This window comes from Aliamphritea hakodatensis (genome assembly GCF_024347195.1).
In the GTDB taxonomy this organism is placed as follows: Bacteria; Pseudomonadota; Gammaproteobacteria; order Pseudomonadales; family Balneatricaceae; genus Amphritea; species Amphritea hakodatensis.
In genome coordinates, this window is record NZ_AP025281.1 from 2,255,386 (window position 1) to 2,279,890 (window position 24,505).

26 protein-coding genes are annotated in these 24,505 nt (G+C 54.2%); 14 read left to right on the plus strand and 12 right to left on the minus strand.

Annotated features, from left to right (window positions below; genetic code table 11):
* Positions 1-11: 11 nt before the first annotated feature.
* The 9 genes from PCI15_RS10325 to hpaA form a co-directional block, all read right to left on the minus strand.
* Positions 12-926 (minus strand): PDC sensor domain-containing protein, encoded by a 915-nt coding sequence (locus tag PCI15_RS10325; RefSeq protein ID WP_271274250.1) that lies wholly within the window; start codon positions 924-926, stop codon positions 12-14.
* Positions 927-992: 66 nt separating this feature from the next.
* A complete protein-coding gene (locus PCI15_RS10330; RefSeq protein WP_271274251.1) occupies positions 993-1,169 on the minus strand; it encodes a hypothetical protein in 177 nt (58 codons plus the stop codon).
* A gap of 262 nt (positions 1,170-1,431) precedes the next feature.
* Positions 1,432-1,749: a hypothetical protein gene (locus PCI15_RS10335; RefSeq protein WP_271274252.1), complete on the minus strand. Its 318-nt coding sequence runs from the start codon at positions 1,747-1,749 to the stop codon at positions 1,432-1,434.
* 236 nt (positions 1,750-1,985) lie between these two features.
* A complete protein-coding gene (locus PCI15_RS10340; RefSeq protein ID WP_271274253.1) occupies positions 1,986-2,231 on the minus strand; it encodes a hypothetical protein in 246 nt (81 codons plus the stop codon).
* Positions 2,232-2,420: 189 nt separating this feature from the next.
* A complete protein-coding gene (locus PCI15_RS10345) occupies positions 2,421-3,440 on the minus strand; it encodes a phosphotransferase enzyme family protein (protein WP_271274254.1) in 1,020 nt (339 codons plus the stop codon).
* The gene (locus tag PCI15_RS10350; protein ID WP_271274255.1) at positions 3,433-4,755 is read right to left on the minus strand and encodes an aspartate aminotransferase family protein; all 1,323 of its coding nucleotides are present in this window, start codon (positions 4,753-4,755) and stop codon (positions 3,433-3,435) included. The genes PCI15_RS10345 and PCI15_RS10350 overlap by 8 nt, the downstream gene beginning before the upstream one ends.
* A 100-nt stretch (positions 4,756-4,855) precedes the next feature.
* The gene (locus PCI15_RS10355; protein ID WP_271274256.1) at positions 4,856-5,560 is read right to left on the minus strand and encodes a helix-turn-helix transcriptional regulator; all 705 of its coding nucleotides are present in this window, start codon (positions 5,558-5,560) and stop codon (positions 4,856-4,858) included.
* A gap of 127 nt (positions 5,561-5,687) precedes the next feature.
* Complete coding sequence (locus PCI15_RS10360; protein ID WP_271274257.1) at positions 5,688-6,626, minus strand: flavin reductase; 939 nt, start codon at positions 6,624-6,626, stop codon at positions 5,688-5,690.
* Positions 6,627-6,856: 230 nt separating this feature from the next.
* On the minus strand, positions 6,857-7,780 hold the full coding sequence (gene hpaA, locus PCI15_RS10365; RefSeq protein WP_271274258.1) for a 4-hydroxyphenylacetate catabolism regulatory protein HpaA: 924 nt from the start codon (positions 7,778-7,780) through the stop codon (positions 6,857-6,859).
* A 300-nt stretch (positions 7,781-8,080) separates the two neighbouring features.
* On the opposite strand from hpaA, the gene PCI15_RS10370 reads away from it, so the two are divergent.
* From PCI15_RS10370 to PCI15_RS10435, 14 genes are all read left to right on the plus strand, one after another.
* Positions 8,081-9,253: a p-hydroxyphenylacetate 3-hydroxylase oxygenase component gene (locus tag PCI15_RS10370; protein WP_271274259.1), complete on the plus strand. Its 1,173-nt coding sequence runs from the start codon at positions 8,081-8,083 to the stop codon at positions 9,251-9,253.
* Positions 9,254-9,338: 85 nt separating this feature from the next.
* A complete protein-coding gene (locus tag PCI15_RS10375; protein WP_271274260.1) occupies positions 9,339-10,286 on the plus strand; it encodes an AEC family transporter in 948 nt (315 codons plus the stop codon).
* 163 nt (positions 10,287-10,449) lie between these two features.
* Positions 10,450-11,910 carry an NAD-dependent succinate-semialdehyde dehydrogenase gene (locus PCI15_RS10380; RefSeq protein ID WP_271274261.1) on the plus strand — a complete coding sequence of 487 codons (1,461 nt, stop codon included), beginning with the start codon at positions 10,450-10,452 and terminating at the stop codon, positions 11,908-11,910.
* 262 nt (positions 11,911-12,172) lie between these two features.
* Complete coding sequence (gene hpaH, locus PCI15_RS10385; protein ID WP_271274262.1) at positions 12,173-12,976, plus strand: 2-oxo-hept-4-ene-1,7-dioate hydratase; 804 nt, start codon at positions 12,173-12,175, stop codon at positions 12,974-12,976.
* Between the two features lie 10 nt (positions 12,977-12,986).
* The gene (hpaI, locus tag PCI15_RS10390; protein ID WP_271274263.1) at positions 12,987-13,826 is read left to right on the plus strand and encodes a 4-hydroxy-2-oxoheptanedioate aldolase; all 840 of its coding nucleotides are present in this window, start codon (positions 12,987-12,989) and stop codon (positions 13,824-13,826) included.
* A gap of 15 nt (positions 13,827-13,841) precedes the next feature.
* Positions 13,842-14,492: a fumarylacetoacetate hydrolase family protein gene (locus tag PCI15_RS10395; RefSeq protein ID WP_271274264.1), complete on the plus strand. Its 651-nt coding sequence runs from the start codon at positions 13,842-13,844 to the stop codon at positions 14,490-14,492.
* 10 nt (positions 14,493-14,502) lie between these two features.
* The gene (locus PCI15_RS10400; RefSeq protein ID WP_271274265.1) at positions 14,503-15,273 is read left to right on the plus strand and encodes a fumarylacetoacetate hydrolase family protein; all 771 of its coding nucleotides are present in this window, start codon (positions 14,503-14,505) and stop codon (positions 15,271-15,273) included.
* A 21-nt stretch (positions 15,274-15,294) separates the two neighbouring features.
* A complete protein-coding gene (hpaE, locus tag PCI15_RS10405) occupies positions 15,295-16,818 on the plus strand; it encodes a 5-carboxymethyl-2-hydroxymuconate semialdehyde dehydrogenase (RefSeq protein ID WP_271274266.1) in 1,524 nt (507 codons plus the stop codon).
* 95 nt (positions 16,819-16,913) lie between these two features.
* Positions 16,914-17,300, plus strand: a complete 387-nt coding sequence (locus tag PCI15_RS10410) for a 5-carboxymethyl-2-hydroxymuconate Delta-isomerase (RefSeq protein WP_271274267.1) — start codon at positions 16,914-16,916, stop codon at positions 17,298-17,300.
* A 235-nt stretch (positions 17,301-17,535) separates the two neighbouring features.
* Positions 17,536-18,546 (plus strand): TRAP transporter substrate-binding protein, encoded by a 1,011-nt coding sequence (locus tag PCI15_RS10415; protein WP_271274268.1) that lies wholly within the window; start codon positions 17,536-17,538, stop codon positions 18,544-18,546.
* Between the two features lie 28 nt (positions 18,547-18,574).
* The gene (locus PCI15_RS10420) at positions 18,575-19,090 is read left to right on the plus strand and encodes a TRAP transporter small permease (RefSeq protein ID WP_271274269.1); all 516 of its coding nucleotides are present in this window, start codon (positions 18,575-18,577) and stop codon (positions 19,088-19,090) included.
* Between the two features lie 47 nt (positions 19,091-19,137).
* On the plus strand, positions 19,138-20,466 hold the full coding sequence (locus PCI15_RS10425) for a TRAP transporter large permease (RefSeq protein ID WP_271274270.1): 1,329 nt from the start codon (positions 19,138-19,140) through the stop codon (positions 20,464-20,466).
* A gap of 20 nt (positions 20,467-20,486) precedes the next feature.
* A complete protein-coding gene (locus PCI15_RS10430) occupies positions 20,487-20,969 on the plus strand; it encodes a universal stress protein (RefSeq protein ID WP_271274271.1) in 483 nt (160 codons plus the stop codon).
* Positions 20,970-21,093: 124 nt separating this feature from the next.
* The gene (locus PCI15_RS10435; RefSeq protein ID WP_271274272.1) at positions 21,094-21,897 is read left to right on the plus strand and encodes a hypothetical protein; all 804 of its coding nucleotides are present in this window, start codon (positions 21,094-21,096) and stop codon (positions 21,895-21,897) included.
* On the opposite strand, the gene PCI15_RS10440 is transcribed toward PCI15_RS10435, so the two are convergent.
* The 3 genes from PCI15_RS10440 to hpaD are packed head-to-tail and all read right to left on the minus strand — an operon-like array spanning position 21,894 to position 24,442.
* The gene (locus tag PCI15_RS10440; RefSeq protein WP_271274273.1) at positions 21,894-23,096 is read right to left on the minus strand and encodes a multidrug effflux MFS transporter; all 1,203 of its coding nucleotides are present in this window, start codon (positions 23,094-23,096) and stop codon (positions 21,894-21,896) included. The genes PCI15_RS10435 and PCI15_RS10440 overlap by 4 nt on opposite strands.
* A 1-nt stretch (position 23,097) precedes the next feature.
* Positions 23,098-23,541: a GlcG/HbpS family heme-binding protein gene (locus PCI15_RS10445; protein ID WP_271274274.1), complete on the minus strand. Its 444-nt coding sequence runs from the start codon at positions 23,539-23,541 to the stop codon at positions 23,098-23,100.
* 49 nt (positions 23,542-23,590) lie between these two features.
* The gene (gene hpaD / locus PCI15_RS10450; protein ID WP_271274275.1) at positions 23,591-24,442 is read right to left on the minus strand and encodes a 3,4-dihydroxyphenylacetate 2,3-dioxygenase; all 852 of its coding nucleotides are present in this window, start codon (positions 24,440-24,442) and stop codon (positions 23,591-23,593) included.
* Positions 24,443-24,505: the final 63 nt, after the last annotated feature.

The window sequence follows — 24,505 nt, forward strand, 5'->3', positions numbered from 1 at the left end:
TCTTTACTGAACTATTCTTTACTGAGCTTTAGATACACCCCTAGCGCCATCAGCAGGGCAACGGCGGCCATCATCATCCATACGGCGTTGAGCACCTGGGTATCGCTTTCTGCCAGCAGGGATTTAAACATCAGCAACAGGGATTCAATGGAGATTGCGATGACGATTGCCGACATGAAACGGGTGATGGTCCGCCGGGAAGTATCGTGGTGGTGGATGTCTTTGTTAGACAGCACTTCTTCTTCGAGAATGGTTTTGCCAAGGTCGAAAATTGCCAGCCCGAGGGTAATCAGGATGACGATACCGAAGGCACCGGTGGTGACGTCGCTGGTGAGCTGAAATACATCCAGTAAGGATTTTCCCGCCCCCGCCAGCAGCAACAGGGAAACGATGACCAACAGCCCGCCGATGATGGCGTATACCCCCTGAAAAGCCGGATGTACCCGCTCCCGTAACTGATCCCCCTTGAGGTAAGAAATCAGCCGCTGCAGATTAAAATTCAGCACCACATAGCCGGTGACGTCTCCGTGGCTGTTCTGAATTGTCTGCACGCATGAGATAGCCAGTTGGTGAGTGGCGCTGGACAGGTAGGGTTCCGTGACGCTGACATCCCGGTCACGGTGCTGCAGGATCTGCATATAGGGCCGCTGGCTGCGGTCACGGCCCTTGCCGGGCTGACGGCGCTTGCGGTAACTGACGTGAGGGCTGAAAACAGTATCCATCAGTTGCACACCGTGGCTGTCCAGGCTGTACATCAGTTCGATGAAGGGGTAATTCTGGCTCAGACGCCGTACCGCCTGCTGTTGCTGTTCCTGATCAGAAAGCAGCTGTGCGCCGCTGAGGCTGGCCATCATGGATTCCATGAGGCTGTGCACAGCCTTGCTGTATTGCTGGTAATGTTCCAGCAAACGTAAATGGTTCTGCATGGTTAGTACTCTTCATTATGCCCTCTGACCGGATGGCTGGCAGAGTGCAGTGGGTCAAAGATCCGGTTAATTCAGAGAGAGTACAAAGCAGCGGTCGTCAGGCCAGATCTGTTGTCTGAGCCTTTCTTTGGATGAAGCGAGTGAAGATGTCTGAGTAGAGGTGTCCGGTTGCGCAGGGGCAGGTTCAGCCGGTTCTTCAGGGCTGGGTTCCGGCTGGAGAGGGGTAACCGTATTCTGTTGCATAGTGTAACTCCGAGATCTTTAATTGTTGTTGTGTGCCGCAGCGGTTAACCGCTGTCTGATAAAAAGCTTACCTCAGGCCAGATGGGCGATTGGTTTGAAATCGCTGCATCTGTGGCTGATTGAACTGAATTTATACTAACTAACCGGTACTAAAGTCTATTGATGAATATTTATTGGGAGATAAAGTTTTCTGATAAAGGTGCAGGCGAACAAAGCGGGCACCGGCAGCCCGCCGTACAGATAAAGCCAGATTGGGTAAGTGTCAGCCGGCCTTACGCCGGCCACGGGAAGCAAACGCGCCGAGGGCGGCATTGGTCCTGAGCAGGAGGTGGAGGAAGTCCTCCTGTGACATGACATCGGCGACAGGTTCAGTACCGCGCTGAATGTCGTCAACAGTGTCCAGCTGGCTGCCGTAAATGATGTAATCAGCAGGGTGGCCGTAAGGCACCACCTGCAGTCTGCTTTGGGTGTACAGTGCGATTAAACGCTGTATCTGATCGGCGGGTACGCCAATAAGGGAAATGCGTTTGCCTTTGAGCATAGTGTATTCATCCTTGAACAGTTGTAATGACTGTGTCACGGAAAGAATAGGTGGCCTGTTAGACCTGTGCAAAATAAATGTGCTACAGATATCTGCAAAATGGGTATCTGTAGCCTTCATAGCCGTAAATTTACGACCAATGTCTGAGGTGTTTTACGGTCTGCGTTTACAGGAGAGCCGTGGCAGAGCAGGCATTCACTGCCTGCTGTGACCGTCCGGATGAGTATTGGAGGCAAACGGGTGCGTCCGTGATAGCAGGTGTGTTTCCGCAATGACTAGCCCGGCTTTGTATTGCTCCTGACCAGAAGATCGAAAAAGTCTTCTTCTGACATGACATCTGCGATGGGTTCGGTGCCCCGTTCAATCAGGCTGATACTTTCCAGCTGGCTGCCATAAATAATGTAATCCGCCGGCTGGCCATACGGAACAATCTGCAGTTTATGCTGGCTATACAGCGCAATCAACCGCTGAAGCTGGCCTGGCGGCACGCCAATCAGTGAGATACGTTTTCCCTGTAACATTGTGCTTATCCTTAAATGATTTTCATTAGCGCGGGGTGGCCAAAAAAATTTGCTGGCCCCGGAGTCTAAAAAGCACAACTGAAACAGGTTCAGCAAGGGTATTTCTTTGTAAGTGAAAGGATTGTTAATCAGGCAAGGCTGGCGCTAAGGTGACTGTGCCTGAAATAGCGGATTTCAGGCACGGTGTGGTTAGCTGAGGCCCAGGTAACGGCGTGACTGATGGCAGGCTCTTGCAATCAGATCGGCGGTCAGTTGCCGGGCGGTTTCCGTTTCCTGACGGTCCTGAATCCAGCCGAGATAGGTGAAGCCCCGGGCGGTCAGGAAGGTTTCCAGTAACCCAAGGTCGTCTTCAGTCAGTGGCCGTAACTGGCAGTAACCTTCGGTCAGGGCGGTGCGGGCAATGTCGTAGTCCGGTTCCCGGAGCACGAAATACAGGGCGGTGGCCAGTTCAAACATGTGCCAGCCAAAGCCGGCATCGTCGAAGTCCAGCAGGCGAACTGCATCGCCGTCGGTCATCAGGTTTTCCGGGACAAAATCCGCATGGATCAGGCTGTAGTTCCGGGAAGACTTTTCCAGTGCAGACAGCACATTTCTGACTTTATCTCTGGCCTGCAGTAGCAGTTCCCGCTGATCAGGGGTTAGCTGGGGCAGTTCCCAGAAGCGCCCCCAGAAAGGCTGTTCGCCCACCAGACCTTCCGCATCCCAGGCATGGCGTTCAAAACCGTCGGGCAAGCTCCACTGGCTGGCCTGATTATGCAACTGCGCGGCGATCTGGCCGATCTGCCGGTAGGTACTGCGAATGCTGGCACTGTCTTTCCCCAGCCCGTGCTCCACGCTGCCCAGCTGCTCGCCACTGATCCAGGCAAACAGATCAACACAGCGGGGTTCCGGCACGGCATCGGTTTGTACGCTGACCAGTAACTGACCGTCGGTGGTGGGGATGACTTTGGGCACCGCGATACCGGCGTCATCCAGCGCCGCCATCCACTGCAGTTCAGAGCGTAGGGCTGCGCTGCTGTGATACCCCGGCCGGTGAATGCGCAGCGCAAAGGTGTTATCTGCAGTGGTAATTTTAAAAACGGCATTCTCCCGGTATTTAATCAGGCTGATGCTGACAGGTGTCAGATCCCAGTGCTTCAGGGCTTGCCGGGCCAGCAGTGCCAGCCGGTCCGCCTGTTGCTCCGGGCTGAGGCCGTAAAAATCATCCATGGACCAGTTCCTCCGAAACCTGTTGCAGTACTTTATCCAGTGTGTGCAGCAATACATCAGCATGTTCCGGCTGGAAGGGCATCGGCGGGCGGAGTTTGAGAATGGCGTCATGGACGCCGATGGTGCTGATCAGTACGCTCTGTTCTTTCATCAGGTTGATGATCCGCCGGGCCTGTTTTTTGGCCGGAGTTTTAGTCACAGGATCTGTGACCAGTTCGACTGCAAAGAACAGCCCCCGGTCCCGTACTTCGCCGATCAGGGGGTATTTAGTTTGTAACTGACGTAACCCTGCTGCGACGTAATCACCGGTGCTGACGGCGTTTTCCAGCAGGTTATCCTGCTCCAGTGCATCCAGTACGGCCATGCCGACTGCACAGGATACCGGCGTGCCGCCAAAGGTATTGAAGTACATAGAATGTTCAGTGAAGGCATTGATCAGATCACCACGGGCGACAACGCCCGCCAGCGGGTGGCCGTTGCCCATGGGTTTGCCCAGGGTGACGATGTCCGGAGTGATGTCATACCACTGATGGGCCCACCAGTGCTTTCCGGTGCGGCCAAAGCCGGCCTGTACTTCATCGGCAATCAGCAGGCCGCCGGCCTTGTGTACCAGCGCCGTGGCTTTTTCCATAAATCCGGCAGGGATGTTAAGCAGGCCTTCATTGGCAAAATCCGGACACACCAGCATGCCGGCAAATGGAATGCCTTCAGCGGCGAATTCATCAATCGCCCGGGCGATCTGTGCGACATAAGCATCTGCCAGTTGTTCCTCCGCTACACCTTCGATACCCCGGTAGCTGTCCGGAATGGCAAAGGCTTTTACCCGTTTGGTATGGCGGGATTCCGGCATGAAGCCGGTGCCGATTTCAGCCACCGCTTCGGTATTGCCGTGATAGGCGAAATCCGTGACGATAATGCCCTGACCGCCGGTATGATGCCGTGCCATGCGCAGGGCCAGTTCGTTGGCTTCGCTGCCGGTGCAGGTCAGCATCGCCATGCTGAGGGAATCCGCAAAGGTGGCACTGAGCCGTTCGGTGTAGTCAATGATGTTGTTGTGCAGATAACGGGTGTGCACGTTCAGGGTGCTGGCCTGGCGGTGCATGGCTTCAACGACCCGTGGGTTACAGTGGCCCACGTGGGGGACATTGTTGTAAACATCCAGATAGCGTTTGCCGCTGTGATCATAAAGCCAGACACCTTCACCCCGTACCAGATGCAGGGGTTCGTCATAAAACAATGGGGTATGGGGGCCGAGTACGTTAATTCTGCGGGCCAGCAGATCCTGAGCAGGTGTGTGTGTAGGAGCGTTTTGCATAACAGATACCGTCAAACTGTTGAATCAGCGTTTGAGTATCCGGCTTATCAGGTTTGAGGAGCATCCATCAGATGGTTGAGAGGGCTGATTTATACGGTGATCAGCCAGCCTGCAAACGTTGCAGGCTGCGGCTGACCAGTTCGGCCCGGGACTGTACGCCGGTTTTCTGAAAGATATGGTGAAGATGGGTTTTAACCGTGGCCAGGCCAAGGTTCAGTTCGGTGGCGATTTGCTTGTTGTTGGCACCGCTGATCAGCAGTTCAAGTACGTCCAGTTCCCGTTCGGTGAGCTGATACTGCTGGTGAAAGCCCTGACGCTCCTGTTGCCGGCGGGGCAGGTAAACCGTGTTCAGGCTGTACTCCATAAAGGGCTGAACACTGTTCAGCAGTTCCAGCTCAGAAACCGTGAAATTTCCCAGAGCTTCCGCCCGCAGGATGCTCAGGATGGCGACGATTGTGCCCCCGTGGCGGAAGAACAGATCGGCTACATAGCGGTGATCATTGGGCAGCATGAATTCCTGATAGTAACGGCTCTGTTTCAGCAGATGTGGTGCAATCTGAGAGTCCAGCGTGGCTACCCGGGTATCCTTATCGCGAAAGCGGTCCGGGCTGAGGGGGTCCATGGTGTTGTACTTTTGGGTGTACTGCTTCTCCATATCCTGACAGCCGTTAAAGATGACGGCACCACGGTGTTGCATACCCGGTTCAACCAGAAAGAAAACCGCATTGCTGACGGGTAACAGGCTGCTGATCAGGGACAGGCTCTGGTGCTGGAATTGATGGGGAATGCGTGGGGAGGCAGTCATACTGAATACACCTGACGGGATTTATACGGCTGATAATTCAGTTAACATATTAACTATGTAATCAGAATGCAAGGCAAATCATGTTATGACTCCCCCACGTTGGTGCGGGGGAGTGTGTGCCGGCCTGTTACAGCTTGTCGATCAGTTGTTTCAGGTTGCTCTTTAAAGTGGCCGTTTGTTGCGGGCTCAGGTCGCTGAGCAGTCTGGTTTCTTCTTCCAGTGCCAGCTTCTGCAGGCGGCGGGCCATGTCCGCACCGGATTCGGTGGCTTTGAGGGTGTCTTTGTCCTTGTACTGGATCAGACCTTTTTCCATCATCCAGTCAGCGGTCTGGCGCAGGCTGATTTCCGGCTGCATGACAAGATCAGTCAACTGGTCGATGGCCACTTCCGGCTGGTTAACCATGCGGGCCAGGATACGCCATTCTTCAGGGGTTACATCGCACTCGTGGTTCAGTTTCGGATACAGCTGGGCGCTGAAACGCTGGTAGGTTTCCCGTACCAGATACAGCAGGTAGTCGCCAACGAAGTCGTTTTCCGGGGCGGTGACAGTTTCTGCCTGATTCTGCATCATTTCCGGATGCTGGGCCGAGACTGCATAGCTGCCACGGGCAAATACCAGTGGTTCGGTTTCACTGTGATGCCGGTATTCTTTCACTTCACCCACCAGAATCAGATGGTCACCGCCTTCATAAACCGCCCAGGTGTTACATTCGAACTGCGCGGCGTAGTCGTCCAGCAATGGCACACCACCAATGCCGGTGTGATAGTCGGCGTTGGCAAATTTGTCTTCACCGCGGCTGGCAAAGTTATTGGAGGTACTGACCTGTTCGCGGCCCAACACGTTTACTGCAAAGTGTTTAGCGTTCTGAAAAGCACTCAGGCTGTTGGCGCCTTTATCGATGCTCCACAGCACCAGTGCCGGCTCAATGGATACAGAGTTGAAGCTGCTGGCGGTGACGCCAACCGGTTTGCCGGACTCATCCAGCGTGGTAATCACGGTGACGCCGGTGGGGAACTGGCCCAGTGCGCGGCGAAAATCTTTAGCATCGAAACCTGAAGCAGACATAGATATTACTCATTATTGTAGTTAGTTGGGCGGTCTGATGTGGCTGGCTGAAACCCGTTCAGGTCAGCATGGCTGTGTAAAGCACCAGAATACGCATTACCTGAGAAAATTATAGGCCTGTTGTGAAATCTATGAATATATTTTTCATGGCTTCACTGGTACTTTTCATGTAGGTGCGTTTTTCCAAAGCTGCAAAAAATACCAGATTTTTAACCGGTATCCATCTGTATTTACAGGTTTTTCCGTTTGTCACGGTATTCGCTGGCGGTCACACCTGTATTTCTGCGAAAGAAACGGGCGAAATACGCAGGGTCTTTGAAGCCCAGATGGTAGCCAATTTCGGTGACCGGTGCGGTCGAATAGGTCAGCAGCCGGCGGGCTTCCTGCACCAGCCGGTCCATAATCAGCCGTTTTGAGGGCTGACCGGCAAGGCGGCGACAGATGTTATTCAGCCGGGCTTCGGTAACACCAATCTGGTCTGCGTAACGGTCCAGCGTCAGGTGCTCCCGGAAATGGTTTTCGATCAGTTCATTGAAGCGGTGAAAAACCCGTACATCTTCCTTCTGGGTATTCTGTTGAGGCTGGCCCTGATCCGCGAGACGGGATATATCGATCAGCACCAGTTGCAGCAAAGCCTGCTGGGCCCGGGCGTGTTGCAGGCTGTCTGGGTTATTCTCCGCAGACATCATTTCAAGCAGCCGCAGCATCCGGCTGGCGGTTGCATCATTGGCGGATGTTTGCAGTTCAACACATAACGGCTGGCTCATTACTCCCTGACTGTTTGGCTGGTCGATTTCGCCAAGCATTTCCCAGATCTGTTGCTGGCGAACGGTAATCACATGGCCGGTCGCCTGATCATCCGTAATAAAGGCATGGGGGACGGTCGGGGGCGTCAGGAAGAACATGGGCGCCCGGGCGGTGTAACTGACCTCATCCAGATGCACCCGCACTGTGCCGCTGAGTACCACGTGTAACTGGTAGAAACGGTCGTGGTAATGCACCGGCATATTCCGGCCAAAGAAGTCCGCCAGGTTCTCCAGACGTTCATAATGAATGTCAGCTTCTATATAACGCTGATCATACACCTGGCCAATATGGATGTTGGGAATGGCATCCTTCTGGCGGGTTTTGAGGGGGGCGGGCCGGGTGCTCATAGTTCGCTGTAAAGTCCTGTCAGGCGTTGTTTTATCAATATTAGTACAAGCCAGTGAAGCAGAGTACTGTGAGGTATGCTTGTTAACTGATTGAAATTAAGGGTATTTATCCTGTTGCTGCTTGGCTTGTAATTAGCTATTTAATTAATATATTAACTTATATGCCTTGTCAAAAGTACAACAAAGCCACTGAAAGATCCATTCTCCTGATCCGCCGTGCGTTGCAAACTGTCATCATCCTGCAGTAACCGTTATCCGGTAGCTGCTTAAAACAAGAATCACAGTGAAGGTAGCGACATCATGCACAGGCCTAATCCATTACTCGATAAGCTTCAGGAAATTCTGCCCCGTATTGCAGAGAATGCCGCACAGGCAGAAGAAGCCCGTACCGTACCGGAAGAGAACATCCGTCTGCTTAAATCGGTGAAGTTTCACCGGGCTTTACAGCCTAAAGCCTATGGTGGTCTGGAAATATCCCTGCCGGAGCTGACCGACTGCATCGCAGCCATTGCCGGTGCCTGCGGCGGTACCGCCTGGGCGGGTAGCTTGCTGGCGACTCACAGCCATCAGATGGCGATGTTCTCCAAACAGGCGCAGGATGAGTTCTGGGGCGACGACCCGGATGCCACTGCCAGCAGCAGTATCGCACCCTTCGGTAAGGTACAGGAGACCGAAGGCGGGGTGCTGTTCAACGGCGATATGAAGTGGAGTTCCGGCTGCGACCATGCGGAATGGGCCATTCTGGGTTTCCTGCGTGACGGGGAAAACGGCGAGAAGATTTACAGTTTTGGTGTCGTGTCCCGGGATGACTACGAAATTGAAGACGATTGGTATGCTGCCGGGATGCGTTCCAGCGGTACCAAAACGCTGAAGATTAAACCGGATACCTTCATTCCTGAACACCGGATTGAAGCGGCCAAAGACATGATGACCGGTAAGTCTGCAGGTTTTGGCCTGTATCCGGACAGCAAGATCTTTTATGCGCCATACCGGCCGTATTTTGCCTGCGGTTTTGCGGCCATCGGTCTGGGCATTGCTGAGCGTATGCTGGAAGTGTACCGCAACATCACTAAAAACCGGGTCCGTGCCTATACCGGTGCGAAAGTGGGTCATGCCACCCCGGCACTGATGCGTCTGGCGGAATCCACCCATCAGGTGGCGGCAGCCCGGGCGTTCATGGAAAAAACCTGGGATGAGCATAAAGAACTGGGTGAGCTTAAGCAGTATCCGACGGATGAACAACTGGCCTTCTGGCGTACCAATCAGGCCTATGCAGTGAAGATGTGCATCGAAGCGGTAGACCGGGTCTTTGAAGTGGCTGGTGGCAGTTGCTGGTTCAGCGATAACGAAGCCCAGCGTCTGTTCCGGGATTCCCACATGACCGCTGCCCATGCCTATACCGACTATGACGTCTGTAAACAGATTCTGGGCCGCTCGCTGATGGGGCTGGAGCCGGACCCAACCATGGTCTGATCTGACGACCTGTTGTTAAAGATAACCCGCGGCTCGGAAGAGTCTGCGGGTTTTTGCGTAGGTAAATTTTCAGGAAATTGCTGATATGCAGGACTTTACGTACATTGTTTCCCTCACCAGCCCGACTTTTTTGCTGATTGGTCTGGGCTTTCTGGTGGTCCGGCTGGGCTATCTAAGCCGTGATGCTATCCGCACCTTTGGCTGGTTTGTGATTAATTTCGGTTTACCCGCCGCGATGTTTAAAGCACTCAGTTCCCGGTCGTTTCAGGACATCCTTCACTTTGATTATCTGCTGATCTTTGGCCTGGGTTCGCTGCTGTCATTTCTGACCCTGTTTGGGATTGCCCGTTTACGGCGCAAATCGCTAACCGAGTGTGCCATGTTTGGCCTGGGGGGGAGCTTATCCAACAGCCTGATGATTGGTTTTCCGATCATTATGCAGCTGTTTGGTGAAGCCGCACTGGTACCCTTTGCTCTGACGCTCATTGTTGAGAACTTCTTTATTTTGCCACTGGCGCTGGCGCTGGCGGATACCGGGCAACAAAGCAATGAAGGTTTCTTCCGGTCACTGGGTGCAGCGCTGCCTCAGTTACTGAAAAATCCGGTGGTGATGTCAATCGGCGTAGGGCTGGCCAGTGCGCTGACCGGCCTGCAACCGCCGGCGTTTGTTGGCAAGGCAATCGATATGCTGGCGATGACGGTGGGTGGGCTGGCTCTGTTCACCATCGGCGGCATGCTGGTGGGGCTGCGTCCGGCGGGGATGGTAACGGATATTTCCGTCATCGTACTGGGCAAGCTGATTCTGCATCCTTTATGCATTGTGCTGATGATCATTCTGATGCCGCCCATGCCGGCACTGTTTCAGTCCGTAGCACTGGTGCTGGCCTGTATGCCGATGTTCAGCATTTATGCGGTGTTTGGCCTGCGTTACAACATGGGAGAGCTGTGTTCTGCGGTTCTGCTGCCGGCAACCCTGCTGGCATTTTTCAGTATCAATCTGATGATCTGGCTGGTGGGTGCCGGCGCAGCTTAAGCGGTAACTGTTAGCCTTTATGGTGAATATTATAAAATTAGTTAACTTGTTAACTAATTTTATTTGGAGTACTCTGCAGTAAATACCAAAACGCTTATCAGTGGGCAGCCAGAATATGACGGGCTGCCGGCTAATACGATAATTAAATTAATACGGGTAAGTTATGAAATTAGAATTACAGGACAGCAGCTTGCTGAAAACCCAGGCCTTTATTAACGGTGACTGGGTTAACGGTGATGCGGGTGAGAGTTTCGCGGTATACAACCCTGCCAACGGTGAGAAAATTGCCGACGTTGCCAGTGTCGGTCAGGCGGAAACCCGCCGTGCCATTGAAGCGGCTGAGGCGGCAATGCAAAGCTGGAAAGCCCTGTCTGCGGCACAGCGTTCTGCGGTGCTGGAAGCTTGGCACGCACTGATCCTGGAAAATCAGCAGGATCTGGCGGCGCTGATGACCCTGGAACAGGGTAAACCGCTGTTTGAGTCGGTGGGCGAAGTTGCCTACGGTGCGTCTTACCTTAAGTGGTTCGCCGAAGAAGGTAAACGGATCTACGGCGACATCATTCCTACCCCACAAACGAACCGCCGCGGTGTGGTGATAAAACAGCCTGTGGGTGTGGTGGCGGCGATTACACCCTGGAACTTCCCGAATGCGATGATCGCCCGTAAGGTGGCGCCGGCGCTGGCGGTGGGTTGTGCCATTGTGCTTAAGCCTGCGGCGGAAACACCTTTGTCGGCGCTGGCGCTGGCAGAGCTGGCGAAACGGGCCGGCTTGCCGGATGGCCTGTTCTCGGTGCTGCCAACATCGGATGCAGTGGCGGTGGGCGGTGAAATGACTGCTAACCCGGTAGTTAAAAAGGTGACCTTTACCGGTTCAACGCCGGTGGGCAAACTGCTGATGAAACAGTGTGCAGATACCGTTAAGCGTACTTCCATGGAGCTGGGGGGCAATGCGCCGGTCATCATCTTTGACGATGCGGATCTGGACGCGGCGATCGAAGGTGCACTGGTTTCTAAGTACCGTAACTCGGGTCAGACATGTATCTGTGCCAACCGCTTGCTGGTACAGGACAGTATCTACGATGCTTTTGTTGAGAAGTTTACCGCTGCCGTGAACGGCTTCCGTCTGGGGCAGGGCTTCGATAAAGATACTACCCACGGTCCGGTCATTACGGAAAAGGCGCTGAATGATATTCACGCCAAGGTCGAAAATGCCGTGGCTGAAGGGGCGACGGTAGTGACCGGCGGTCAGCCATCTGAGCTGGGCGGTAACTTCTATGAGCCGACAATCCTGACCGGCGTAAATACGGATATGCGTGTGTTCCGTGAAGAGATCTTTGGCCCGGTTGCGCCGGTCTTCCGCTTCTCCACTGAAGAAGAAGCCATTTCGATGGCAAACGATACCGAGTTTGGTCTGGCCGCCTATGTGTATACCCAGAATCTGGGCCGTGTGTGGCGGGTGTCAGAAGGGATCGAGTACGGCATGGTGGGGGTGAATGAAACCGCCATCAGTTCTGAAGTCATTCCGTTTGGCGGCGTTAAGGAGTCCGGTCAGGGCCGTGAAGGTTCCAAGTATGGGCTGGATGATTATCTGGAAACCAAGTACATCTGCATGGGTGGTCTGTAAGCACCACCTCATATACAGCCCGGACGCCGTGCCGGGCTGAACCGTTTTATTTCCGTCAGAGCCTGTTTGTATAACCCCTTAACAGGGGATGGGCATTTTTATATAAATACTTAATATGTTAATTAGTAGATATTGATTAAGATATTAAGTATATTTGGTGAGAGATAGTTAAGATGTTATCTGTTTCGGTAAAAGACACAGATGACTCGCCTGATGCCATGGTATCTGGCCTGAAAACAAACCTATTGAAAAGGGCACATACATGTTAACTCCGGAACAGATCAGCGATGCTGCTGAACGCCTGTACAACGCAGAAAATGGCCGCCAGCAGATTCCTGCGCTTACCCTGGATTATCCCGGGATGGATATGGATGACGCTTATAAAATCCAGAAAACCTGGGTTGACCGTAAGATTGAAGAAGGGGCCAGCGTTAAGGGTTACAAAATCGGCCTGACATCCCGTGCCATGCAGATGGCAGTAAACATTGATCAGCCGGACTACGGCGTGCTGCTGGATGATATGTTCTTTGCGGATGGCGCTGAAATTAAGGTGGATGACTTCCTTGATCCGCGCATCGAAGTTGAACTGGCATTTGTGCTGAAAGACCGTCTGGAAGGCGACAACATCACCATGTTTGATGTCCTTAATGCCACCGATTACGTGGTACCGGCGCTGGAACTGATTGCGGCTCGTTGCCACCGTACCGATCCGGAAACCGGCTATACCCGCAAGGTACTGGATACCATTTCTGACAATGCGGCCAATGCCGGCATCATTCTGGGCGGCCGCCCGATCAAACCGATGGAAATGGATCTGCGTTGGGCAGGCTCTTTGCTGTACCTCAACGGTCAGATCGAAGAAACCGGCATTGCTGCCGGGGTGCTGGGCCATCCGGCAAACGGCATTTGCTGGGTGTGCAAACGTTTTGCCCCGCACGGGGTGGCGCTGGAGCCGGGTCAGGTGATTCTGTCCGGCTCGTTTACCCGTCCGGTACCGGTAAAAGCCGGTGATACTGTGCATGCAGATTACGGCCCGCTGGGCGGTATCTCTGTGAAGTTTGTCTGAGGGGCGGGCTATGTCTTCTGAATTGCAAACCGATTACAGCACACAGTTGCCGGTGAATACCTTCAAGCAGGGGCTTAAAGGCGATCAGCCTTTATGGGGGCTGTGGCTGGGGCTGCCGGATTCAAGCTGTGCCGAGATTCTGGCCGGTGCCGGCTTTGACTGGTTACTGATCGACGGTGAACACGCGCCTTTCGAACTGGGCAGCACCATGCGCCACCTGCAGGCAATGGCACCGTATCCGGTATCGGCCATTGTGCGCCCGGAAGAAGGCCGCACGGCGTTACTGAAACGTTTGCTGGATATCGGCGCGCAGACGCTGCTGATTCCCATGTGTGATACCGCCGAACAGGCCCGTGAGCTGGTGCAGGCGGTGAAGTATCCGCCACAGGGCATCCGTGGGCTGGGCAGTTCGCTGGCCCGTGCCGCTAAATGGAATAACGTGCCGGGGTATCTGCAAAAAGCCAATGATGAAATCTGTCTGATCGTTCAGGCGGAAACCACCACCGCGATGGAAAATCTGGCTGAAATTGCTGCGGTTGACGGGGTGGATGCAGTCTTTATTGGCCCGTCGGATCTCTCTGCCTCGATGGGCCATGTGGGTAATCCGGATCATCCGGACGTGGTCGCTGCCATTGAGCAGGGCATCGCCATCATCAATGCCGCCGGTAAAGCCGCCGGTCTGCTGTGTATTAATCCGGCGAAAGCCAATGACTATGTCGCCAAAGGGGCCCGTTTTGTGGGCATTGGCGTCGACACTCTGTTGCTGGGCAATGCCGCCCGGCAGTTAGCGAAAAGCTTTAAAAACGGCACTGCAGGCAGTGCTGGCGCTGGTCAGTCCAGCGGTTATTAATCAGGTACAGAAACTATGAATAGCAATCCGATTGTTAAAGGCAAGCTGGTCTGCGTGGCATTAAACGATGCACAGCAGCTGGCCGCGATGCAGGCTGAATTCAGCCAGGCACCTTATAAAGCAGCACCGACTCAGCCGGTACTGTATTTCAAACCTCATAACACCTGGAATACCGACGGCGCGGTCATTGAATGGCCGGCCGGGGAAGCGGCCATGGTGGTGGGCGCCAGCCTGGCGGTGGTGATGGGTCAGGAATGCTGCCGGGTCAGTGCTGATGAGGCTCTGAACTTTGTGGGTGGCTACACCCTGTTACATGATTTTTCCTTACCGGAACAAAGCTATTACCGCCCGGACATTAAGGGTAAATGCCTGGACGGCAGTGCGCCGGTAGGCGCAGCGGTGGTGGCTGCAGATCAGGTGGCTGATCCTGCGGCACTGACCGTTGTCACCCAGGTGAATGGCGAGACTGTCAGTGAATTGCCAATGAGTCAGTTGGAACGCAGTGTGCCGGAGCTGATCAGCATCGTGTCCCGCATCATGACCCTGCAGGCCGGTGATGTGCTGGCGGTGGGTTTCCGTGGCGAGCGCACAGCCGTGCAGCGCAGCGACCGTGTTACATCGGCCATCGCCGGTGTGGCAGAACTGAATAACCAACTGGCTGATTAAGGGGCAGACGATGAAACACGCACGCGTATTACATAACGGTGTTGAGCTGGATATCACCGTAGATGATGCTAACCGTCTGTTACTGGCTGACGGCACCGAACTGAATGAAGCTGAAGTCACCTGGCTGTGCCCGGTAAAACAGCCGGGAACGATTTTTGCGCTGGGGCTTAACTATGCAGATCACGCCTCTGAGCTGGCGTTTGAGCCGCCCACCGAGCCGCTGGTGTTCTTAAAAGGGGCTAATACCCTGACCGGCCATAAGCAGCCGTCTTACCGCCCGGATGATATTGAATTTCAGCACTATGAATGTGAGCTGGTGGCGGTGATTGGCAAAGCAGGGAAGAACATCGCCCGCGAAGATGCCATGGATTACATCGCCGGTTACACCGTCTGTAACGACTTCGCCATCCGCGACTATCTGGAAAACTACTACCGGCCGAATCTGCGGGTGAAGAGCCGTGATTCCCTGTGCCCGATCGGCCCGTGGCTGATCGATAAAGACGATGTAGGCGATATCAGCAATCTGAAACTGACTACCCGTGTCAACGGTGAGCTGACTCAGGAAGGCAGCACTGCTGACATGATTTTTGATGTGCCGTTCCTGGTGGAATACCTCAGCAAGATCATGACCCTGCAACCGGGTGACATGATTGCTACCGGTACCCCTAAGGGCCTGAAAGATATGCAGCCCGGCGATGTGGTTGTCTGTGAGATCGAAAAGGTCGGCGCACTGGAAACCCATATTGTGTCGGAACAGCATTTCTATGGCGACAAGTATTAATCAAGACCCGGAGATATAACGATGAGCGAAGCATTACAGCAAAACATTGCCAAAGCCGAAGGCTATCTGGCACGTTTTAAAGACAACACTCTGGGTCACTACATCAATGGTGAATGGACTCAGGGTGCCGAAGGCCAGACCTTCGAAAACACCACGCCTACCGACAATACTTCACTGGGCTATGTGGTGAAAGGCACTGAGGCGGATGTTAACGCCGCCTGCGAAGCGGCCCGTAAAGCCTCCGCTGAATGGGCGGAAATGCCTGGCGCTGCCCGCAAGAAAATCCTCCATAAACTGGCGGATGAAATTGAGAAGCGTGCCGAAGAGATTGCGCTGGTTGAGTCCATGGACTGCGGTCAGGCGCTGCGCTTTATGCGTCAGGCGGCGGTTCGCGGTGCGGCTAACTTCCGTTTCTTTGCGGACAAAGCCCCGGAAGCCCGTAACGGTTTATCCCTGCATCAGGATCAGCACACTAACTTCACCGTACGTAATCCGATCGGCCCGGTGGCGGTGATTACGCCGTGGAATACTCCCTTCATGCTGTCTACCTGGAAGATTGCCCCGGCACTGGCGGCGGGCTGTACGGTGGTACATAAGCCTGCTGAACTGAGCCCGCTGACCGGTGCCATTCTGGCGGAATGTGCGCAAGCTGCCGGACTGCCGAAAGGTGTCTGGAACATGGTCAACGGCTTCGGTACCGAAGTGGGTAAAGCCCTGACTGAGCACCCGGCGATTAAAGCGGTGGCACTGGTGGGCGATTCCGCTACCGGTAAGCTGATTCAGGCACAGACCGCTTCGACCCTGAAGCGTCTGCATCTGGAGCTGGGCGGCAAAAACCCGGTAATCGTGTTTGATGATGCCGACTTTGACCGTGCACTGGATGCCGTGGTGTTCATGATCTACAGCCTGAATGGCCAGCGCTGCACCAGCTCCAGCCGCTTACTGGTACAGAGCGGCATTAAAGACAAGTTCATGGCCGCACTTAAAGAGCGGGTTGCCAATCTGAAAGTGGGCCACTCACTGGATCCGGCAACCGAGGTAGGGCCGCTGGTACATACCGGCCATTACGCCAAGGTAACCGGCTACTTCGACACCGCTAAGGAAGACGGCGCAACCGTCGCTGTGGGAGGCCATTCTCTGCGTGACGAACTCGGCCCGGGTAACTACGTTGCCCCGACCCTGTTTGTGGATGCCAATAACAGCATGCGCATTGCGCAGGAAGAGATCTTTGGCCCGGTGCTGACCGCCATTGAATTCGAAACCGAAGAACAGGCTGTCGAACTGGCAAATGACACCATTTACGGTCTGGCCGGCTACATCTGGACCGCTAACACCGGCCGCGCCATGCGCATGGCCAATAAGGTGGAAGCGGGCATGCTGTGGGTGAACTCGGAAAATAACCGTAACCTGCCATCGCCGTTTGGCGGTGTAAAGATGTCCGGTGTGGGCCGTGACGGCGGTGACTGGAGTTTCGATTTCTATATGGAAACCAAGAACGTCTGTATTGCCCACGACTTGCATAACGTGCCGGTACTGGGACGCTGAAAAAGCCCGTATGTACAGGGCCCGGCAGCCTGCCTGATCGTGGGATTGGCTGCCGGCTTTAACCTGTCATGATGGCGGCTAAACAGGAGGCAAATATGCCACATTTTATTATGGAATATTCAGCCAATCTGGATGATGATCTGGACATTCCGGCGTTGTTCGAACAGCTGAATAACACGGCCATCGCCACCGGGGTGTTTCCCATTGGCGGTATCCGTACCCGGGCTGTTCGCTGTGAGCATTATCGAATCGGTGAAGGTGATCCGGAGAATACCTTTGTGCACCTGACGGCCAAAGTAGGCTCGGGGCGTGATCCGGAGGTGCTGAAAGCCGCGGCAGATAAGGTATTCGCCACTTTTACCGAATGCCTGCAGCTGGTTTTTGATAAGCGCTACATGAGTATCGGATTTGAGATGACTGAGCTGCACCCGGTACTGAATTACAAACAGAACAACATCCATCAGAAACTGGCCAGCCGCTGAGGCTTGGTAAGTGCTTCTGAGGATACTGTGATTTACCAACCGTCTGTGCTGAAGCGCAGGCGGGAAACAGGATTCTGAGTACTTGCCGGGAGAAGAAAAAGACCCATAAGAAGAGCCTTTAGCAGATTGGGCCATGGTCGTATTTCTTCTCTGTGTCAGGTACATAGAATTGAATAATTAACATATTAACTTTATAAGTGTACGCAAGCTGAAATATACCTTTGAGGACAGAATAATGAGTATAAAAAAACTTCTCACAGCAGGATTACTGACCGCACTGGCCAGCGTCGCCAGCGCAGAAACAAGCTTACGGGTGGCGAGCTGGTTGCCACCGACCCATACCCAGAACACCGTTGTCTGGCCGACCTGGGCCAAGTGGGTGGAAGAAGCCACCGAAGGCCGGGTAAAGGTCGTTGTTGAATATGGTATGGGCCATCCGAAAACCATGTTTGAGCTGGTGGAAGACGGTGTGGTGGATGCCTCTTTCAGCTACCACGGCTATGTGCCGGGCCGCTTTAAACTGACCCAGATGGTTGAACAGCCATTGCTGGGTACCAATGCCGAGGCGGCTTCAGTGGCGCACTGGCGCATCCATCAGAAGTATCTGGCCGACGCCAACGAGCACGACGGGCTGGAAGTGATCGGTCTGTTTACCCATGGGCCGGGTCAGATTCAGCTGGCAGAACCGATTGACTCCCTGACAGAGTTGAAAGGTAAGAAGATCCGTCTGGGCGGCGGTGTGCAGGGTGAGATCGGTCACCGCATGGGTGTGACTGCCGTGGGTGCACCGGCACCGAAAGTGTATGAAATGATGCAGCAGGGGGTGATTGATGGCGTATTTATCCCGCTGATCGACCAGAAAGGTCTGCGTCTGAAAGAAGTGGCCCGCAATGTGGTGGCCCTGCCGGGCGGCATGTACATGGGCAGTTTCTCAATCTTTATGAACCCTGATTTTCTGGATGATCTTGATCCGCAGGACCGTCAGGCGATTCTGGATGTGTCCGGCGAAAAACTCTCTGCCATGGCCGGTCGCGCCTGGGATGCCGGCGATAAAGACGGTCTTGCCGCTGCTCAGGAAGCCGGTGTGAACGTCATCATGGTCAAGCCGGATGATGCCTTTGCACAGGAATTTATCAGCCTCACCAAAGGCATGGACGACGCCTTCATTGAATCGGTTGAAGACCGGGGTGTGGATACCCGCAACGCATTGCAGGAACTGCGTGAAGTAGCCCGTAACTATAAGTAATGTGCGCGACGGATATGAGGTGGCTCCTATGGCATTAACTGCCTGGGTGAACGCGCATTACGAAGAACAGGGGCCGGTTGTCTGGCTGGCCTTTGCTCTGGAACTGATTGCAGCGGTAACCCTGTTTTTTCTGATGGCGCTGACCTGCGCTGATGTGATTGGCCGTTATTTCTTCGCGGATGCGGTCGACGGCACCACTGAACTCACTGAAATGGCCATTGCGGTACTGGTATTCGCTGAAATGCCGGTGGTGACCTGGCGGGGTGGCCATGTGGTGGTGGACATTCTCGACCGCTGGCTGGGCAGCCGGATGATTCAGGTACTGGGTCTGGTATCCGTGTTGCTGATCAGCGGTTCGCTGTACTTTCTGGCGGTACGGATCTGGGAACTGGCGGCCCGTTCAATCCGGCGTGGCGAAGTGACTGAGTACCTGCAGGTTCCGGTGGGCTATGTGGTGGAATATATCGCCATGATGAGCTGGATTACCGCCGCTGCAATGCTGACTTACGGCGCGTACCGGCTGATTACTCAGCCCCGGGATTAAGACAGGCAGTTCAGATTTAGCGCCACAGGCGCATGGGGTATTCACTCATGATGATTGCATTAACCGGCTTTTTTATCCTGTTGGCGATGATCGTTATCGTCCGGGTACCCATTGCATTCGCGATGGGGCTGGTAGGGTTTTTCGGCTTTGCATTTCTGCAGGGCCTGACGTTCGACAATATGTTGGATTTCCGCTGGACCGGCGCGTTATCCATGGCTTCCAAGCGGGTCATTGATACGGCACAGGAATATAGCCTGTCCGTGATTCCGCTGTTCATCCTGATGGGTAATCTGGTAACGAAATCAGGCCTCTCTCAGGAACTGTACCGGGCATCCTACGCCTTTCTGGGGCATCGCAAAGGCGGCCTTTCGATGGCAACGGTGGTGGCCTGTGGTGGTTTCTCGGCCATCTGCGGTTCCAGCCTGGCAACGTCGGCGACTATGGCAAAGGTAGCCATGCCGCCGATGCGTAAATACGGCTATGCCGACTCACTGGCCACGGCCTCCATTGCTGCCGGTGGTACCCTGGGGATTCTGATTCCCCCCAGTGTGATTCTGGTGATCTATGGCCTGCTGACAGAAACCAGTATCCGTGAACTGTTCGCGGCGGGTTTTATTCCCGGCATGCTGGGCATTCTGCTGTATCTGGGGGCGGTGCGGTATGTGGTCTGGCGTGACCCGGAGGCTGGCCCCTGTGGCGAGAAATTCAGCTGGCCTGAGCGTCTGGAAGCTTTAAATGGCGTTTGGGGTGTGCTGATTCTGTTCAGCGTGGTGATGGGCGGTATTTATCTGGGCATTTTCACGCCGACGGAAGCGGCAGGCATCGGGGCCGGCGGTGCATTCCTGATTGCCATGTTACGGCGCAGCCTGAACTGGGGCAGCCTGTTTGAGATCCTCACGGATACGGCGCGCACCTCGGCCATGCTGTTTGCGGTATTAATCGGCGCGCTGATTTTCTCCAACTTCATTAACCGGGCGGGCTTACCTGCTGATCTGCTGGCCATGGTGAACAGCCTGGAGCTGTCTCCGATGCTGGTGATCGTCGTTATTCTGCTGATCTACATTGTGCTGGGCATGGTGTTCGAGAGCCTTTCGATGCTGTTGCTGACGGTGCCGATCTTCTTCCCGCTGGTGCAGAGCATGGGCTTTGATCTGGTGTGGTTCGGCATTGTCGTGGTGGTAGTTACCGAAATCAGCCTGATAACCCCACCGGTGGGGATGAATGTGTTTGTACTCAGTGCCGTATTAAGGGACGTTAAGGCGGGTACCATTTTTAAAGGGGTTACCCCGTTCTGGTGTGCCGACATTATCCGTCTGGTGCTGATTACCGCCGTTTCATCTGTTGCACTGTTCCTGCCGGAACTGCTGTACCGTTAGCAGCACAAAAGGAGTGATACATGATTAACCGAATGAAAAAGGTGCTGTACGCATCCGATATGGAAGAAGGCTCACGGCCGGCACTGCGGGCAGCCGTGGCGGTGACCGGCGGGCATCCTGCAGAAATCAGTTATCTTCACGTGCTGGCGTCGACCCATAAAGACAATATGGTGCTGCAGACGTTGCTGAAGGATGACGACATGCGGGATATGTACCGGCAGAGCCTGACGGATCTGAAGCAAAATCTTGAACAGCGGATTGCCGGGTTTCTGGCGGACGAGAGTGCCCAAAGCCCGTTGCCGGATGCGCTGGAGGTGAACTCTGTCATTGTGGAAGGCACCCCGTGGAAAGCGATCGTAAAGCAAGCAGCAGCCATGGAGGCGGATGTGATTGTCATGGGTACCCGAACCCATTCCACGCTGGGCAGTGTGATTCTTGGGTCAACTGCTACCAAGGTAATGCAGAACGCCGGGCGACCGGTATTAATAGTACCCTTGGATTAACCCTTGTAAGTCATTTTGTTTCGGCCTCTTCAGGCTGTGCTATGTTTAATACTGTTCATTTGTTGCACGTAAGTTGCCCGATGAATGGTATTACAACATAGCAGTAAACAAGGGACTCACGGTTATGGATGACTTCAGAGCAACGGCTAAGCTTCCCGTCTTTAATATTCTTATTCGCGCGTTTTCATTATCTGTCAGGCAGTTCAGTATGCTGCTGCTCTATGGAATGCCGGCGATTTTATGTCTCGTGATCGCACAAATTGTAACCTCGGTGCTCCTTACTGCAGGCGTTACTCAACCGCCTTTTTTCTTACTGCTGGCTGGCTTTTTGGTTGTTAACCTTAGTATTCCTCTGGTGATGGTAAGTTATCACCGGATTTTCCTGCTAGATGCTAAAGAGGTGTCTCAAAGTAGGGTGTTCCGCTGGACCATGACCGAAACCCGGTTCGTGCTCTGGTGGGTGTTGATTTGCAGTGTTGCAATAGTGGCTATCATACCCTGGGCGATGCTGATGCTGCCCGCTCTGGCTAAAGTCCTGGGGCCGGCAATGGATAATTTGTATTTTCTGTGGTTACAGACCTACCTGATGTTTTTACCTTTTATCTATCTGCTTACCCGGTTTGCTGTGATGTTCCCCGCAATTGCCATCAATGCAGAAAATCGCAGTCCCGTGATTGCATGGCGGCTAAGTCGGGGGAATGGCTGGCGTCTGTTGATTCTGATTGGACTGTTGCCAGCCCTGACTGATTTGATGAATATCGCGTTGCAGGATTTCTCCGGGCTGGCAGTACAGGTGTTACAAGTGGTTGTCTGGACGGTCTGTGGCGTACTGGAGGTGGCAATTCTGTCCCTCAGCTACGCCTGGCTTCGGGACAATTGTTCTCCGGAATCCGGGCAGATCGCGGTGGATACGCAAGAGCGGGTTTAACGCCTGCTACTCAGGCGAATGGCACCTGCAACAAACATCATCAGGGTGGCTGCCAGCCATACTATTCCCAGTTCTAAAATCAGCGGTGCGACCTGGGTAACCAGCGCGCCGGTGATCAGCTGCATAAACCCTAATAAACCTGAAGCTGCTCCCGGGGCGATGTCACTGCTGGCAATGGCCGCAGACTGATTATTGGGCTGGCTGAGCCCCCGGCCATAGGTGTAGAACGCCATTGGCAGGAATAGCAGAAGATAACTCAGCGTCGTGGTCGACAGGCCTGTGATCAGCAATCCTGCGAACAGGCTGAGCGCTGCACAACCTGAAACTGCGTTGCCCAGAAAAATCATTCGTGCAATGCCCAGATTTGCAGAAAGTCTGGCGGCGGTATAACTACCAGCCATAAAGCCCAGTGCGACGATTAAAAACCAGTTACCGAAATCTGCTGAAGTGCCCTGCATCTGGCTAGCAACTATGTAGGGAGCAGTTCCGATAAACAGGTAGAAGCCGCAGGCAATCAGGGTGGCTGATGCGCTGTAACGGATATAATTGCGGTTACAGACCAGCTGTTGGTAGCGTTGCAGTACAGTGCTGAGACGAATACGGGTGGTCAGCTTGATGGCGGTTTCAGGAACGATGAGCAAAACGATCAGCCATGAAAGGCTGCTCAGCAGCAGGGAAAAATGAAACAGCACTTGCCAGCCAAACAGTAAATTAAGCTGCCCACCGAGTGTGGGGGCAATGGCCTGTGCCAGTGCAATCGAAAGGGTGATGTAGCCAATTTTACCGGCAGCCTGAGAACGGCTGTAGCAATCAAGCATGATAGTGCGGGCCAGCACCATGCCGGTACAGCCACCGGCAGCCTGTAATACCCGGGCAAGCAATAACGACTGCAGGTCATCGGCAAATGCACCCAGTAAACAGCCGGCAAAGTGCAGGGCGATGCCACATAGCAATACCGGCTTTCGTCCAAAGCGGTCTGCCAGCGGTCCGCATATAAGCTGGCCGAATGCCAGTGTCAGCAGATACAGGGTCAGGCTGAGCTGAACTTCATCGGTGCTGACGTTAAGGTCGGCTGCAATGTCTGGCAGGGCAGGCATGAGAATGTTCAGTGCCACCGGGCTGACCATCGACATGACCGTAAACCAGGCAATGCCGGGCAGATGTGCGCTTGCAGGGTTTTGCTGTGTAGTCGGGGTCATGTTACGGGTTCTGCAATTCAGGAAGGGCTGCGATGCCAGCAGCGGCACAGGCCTGATCCTGTGCTTCACTGGCGCCGGATACGCCAACAGCGCCGACCATCTGACCCTTGTATGTTACTGGCAGGCCACCGCCGAACAGTATCATGTCCGGCTGTTGTGTCAGGCCTGAAAGCAGGTGGGGTTTATCCGCCAGCCGCTGTTGCCACAGGTGAGTACCGAAGCCAAAGCTGGCGGCGGTATATGCTTTTTTGCGGGCGATGTCTGTGGAGGGCAGCGGGGCGTGGTTAATCCGTTGCATGGCCAGTGGATTGCCGTGGCGATCCAGCACCCATACGCAGATCTTGAGCTGATGTTCGCTGGCATACTGGCAGCTTGCAGCGCAGATCTGTGAGGCGCTTTGCCAGCTAAGTGAGCTTTCTTCGGTGAGCATACAGATTCCACTCATAAAAAATGGCCGGGCAGTCAGGCTGGCCGGCCATTGGATGTTTTAGTATTTAAAGGCTGAAGACGACGTTTACCTGACCGGTACCGGAACTTGGGAAGTATTCACCGATGACTTCACCTTTGCCCTGATAGTTGTCCCAGCCCAGTGCGCCAAACAGCATGGCGGTGTCGTGCATACCGCCTTCGCCGGAACACAGTTGTGCGTACTCCGGCAGCATCTTCAGGAAGGTGCTGATGTCTCCCTGCTGCCACAGGTCCAGTACCCGCAGATCGACCTGACGGTTAAATTCTTTGGAGATGGTGAAGGTACCGTTATTGGCTTCGTAATCGTCGTTGTCCCAGATGCGGTGCGACAGGGAGCCGGAAGCCAGCAGCATGACGTTGCTGTCACTGGCTTCAATGGCTTCGCGAATGGCTTCGCCCAGTAACTTCGAAGATTCCAGACTGTGGACGGTACACCAGCCGGCAACGGACACCACTTTAAGGTCTGCTTCCGGGTTCATATAGCGCATTGGCACCAGAGTGCCGTATTCCAGATCCAAGGTTTCTACCTGATGAGACAGGGTAAATACGCCTTTTTCGGTGGCTTTTTCGGCGATCAGGTCGCCAAGTGCCGGGTTACCGGTGTATTCGTATTCAAGATTCTGAATGAAGTGCGGGAATTCATGGCTGGTGAAGCTGCCTTTAAAGTGTTCCCCGGAGTTAACATGATAACCAGCATTGACCAGCCAGTGAGTGTCTATAACCACGACGGTGTCGGCCCCGGCTTCACGGGCACGGCGGGCAATTTCCCTGTGGCCGTCAATGGCTTGCTGGCGGCAGCCTTCCAGCTTACCCGGACGTTCAGAAAGCAGCATGGTTGGAACATGGGTGATTTTTGCCGCGAGTACAATTTTTCCCATCGGAGACCTCTCAATCGTGTTTATTCTTTTTAAAAGTAGTGTCAAAGGGTGACAAGTTAAAAT

Bases quoted from the DNA above. Each gene is read 5' to 3' on its own strand.
- PCI15_RS10325 (WP_271274250.1), bottom strand. From the start codon at position 926: ATGCAGAACCATTTACGTTTGCTGGAACATTACCAGCAATACAGCAAG.
- PCI15_RS10330 (WP_271274251.1), bottom strand. From the start codon at position 1,169: ATGCAACAGAATACGGTTACCCCTCTCCAGCCGGAACCCAGCCCTGAA.
- PCI15_RS10340 (WP_271274253.1), bottom strand. From the start codon at position 2,231: ATGTTACAGGGAAAACGTATCTCACTGATTGGCGTGCCGCCAGGCCAG.
- PCI15_RS10345 (WP_271274254.1), bottom strand. From the start codon at position 3,440: ATGGATGATTTTTACGGCCTCAGCCCGGAGCAACAGGCGGACCGGCTG.
- PCI15_RS10350 (WP_271274255.1), bottom strand. From the start codon at position 4,755: ATGCAAAACGCTCCTACACACACACCTGCTCAGGATCTGCTGGCCCGC.
- PCI15_RS10355 (WP_271274256.1), bottom strand. From the start codon at position 5,560: ATGACTGCCTCCCCACGCATTCCCCATCAATTCCAGCACCAGAGCCTG.
- PCI15_RS10360 (WP_271274257.1), bottom strand. From the start codon at position 6,626: ATGTCTGCTTCAGGTTTCGATGCTAAAGATTTTCGCCGCGCACTGGGC.
- hpaA (WP_271274258.1), bottom strand. From the start codon at position 7,780: ATGAGCACCCGGCCCGCCCCCCTCAAAACCCGCCAGAAGGATGCCATT.
- PCI15_RS10370 (WP_271274259.1), top strand. From the start codon at position 8,081: ATGCACAGGCCTAATCCATTACTCGATAAGCTTCAGGAAATTCTGCCC.
- PCI15_RS10375 (WP_271274260.1), top strand. From the start codon at position 9,339: ATGCAGGACTTTACGTACATTGTTTCCCTCACCAGCCCGACTTTTTTG.
- PCI15_RS10380 (WP_271274261.1), top strand. From the start codon at position 10,450: ATGAAATTAGAATTACAGGACAGCAGCTTGCTGAAAACCCAGGCCTTT.
- hpaH (WP_271274262.1), top strand. From the start codon at position 12,173: ATGTTAACTCCGGAACAGATCAGCGATGCTGCTGAACGCCTGTACAAC.
- hpaI (WP_271274263.1), top strand. From the start codon at position 12,987: ATGTCTTCTGAATTGCAAACCGATTACAGCACACAGTTGCCGGTGAAT.
- PCI15_RS10395 (WP_271274264.1), top strand. From the start codon at position 13,842: ATGAATAGCAATCCGATTGTTAAAGGCAAGCTGGTCTGCGTGGCATTA.
- PCI15_RS10400 (WP_271274265.1), top strand. From the start codon at position 14,503: ATGAAACACGCACGCGTATTACATAACGGTGTTGAGCTGGATATCACC.
- hpaE (WP_271274266.1), top strand. From the start codon at position 15,295: ATGAGCGAAGCATTACAGCAAAACATTGCCAAAGCCGAAGGCTATCTG.
- PCI15_RS10410 (WP_271274267.1), top strand. From the start codon at position 16,914: ATGCCACATTTTATTATGGAATATTCAGCCAATCTGGATGATGATCTG.
- PCI15_RS10415 (WP_271274268.1), top strand. From the start codon at position 17,536: ATGAGTATAAAAAAACTTCTCACAGCAGGATTACTGACCGCACTGGCC.
- PCI15_RS10420 (WP_271274269.1), top strand. From the start codon at position 18,575: ATGGCATTAACTGCCTGGGTGAACGCGCATTACGAAGAACAGGGGCCG.
- PCI15_RS10425 (WP_271274270.1), top strand. From the start codon at position 19,138: ATGATGATTGCATTAACCGGCTTTTTTATCCTGTTGGCGATGATCGTT.
- PCI15_RS10430 (WP_271274271.1), top strand. From the start codon at position 20,487: ATGATTAACCGAATGAAAAAGGTGCTGTACGCATCCGATATGGAAGAA.
- PCI15_RS10435 (WP_271274272.1), top strand. From the start codon at position 21,094: ATGGATGACTTCAGAGCAACGGCTAAGCTTCCCGTCTTTAATATTCTT.
- PCI15_RS10440 (WP_271274273.1), bottom strand. From the start codon at position 23,096: ATGACCCCGACTACACAGCAAAACCCTGCAAGCGCACATCTGCCCGGC.
- PCI15_RS10445 (WP_271274274.1), bottom strand. From the start codon at position 23,541: ATGAGTGGAATCTGTATGCTCACCGAAGAAAGCTCACTTAGCTGGCAA.
- hpaD (WP_271274275.1), bottom strand. From the start codon at position 24,442: ATGGGAAAAATTGTACTCGCGGCAAAAATCACCCATGTTCCAACCATG.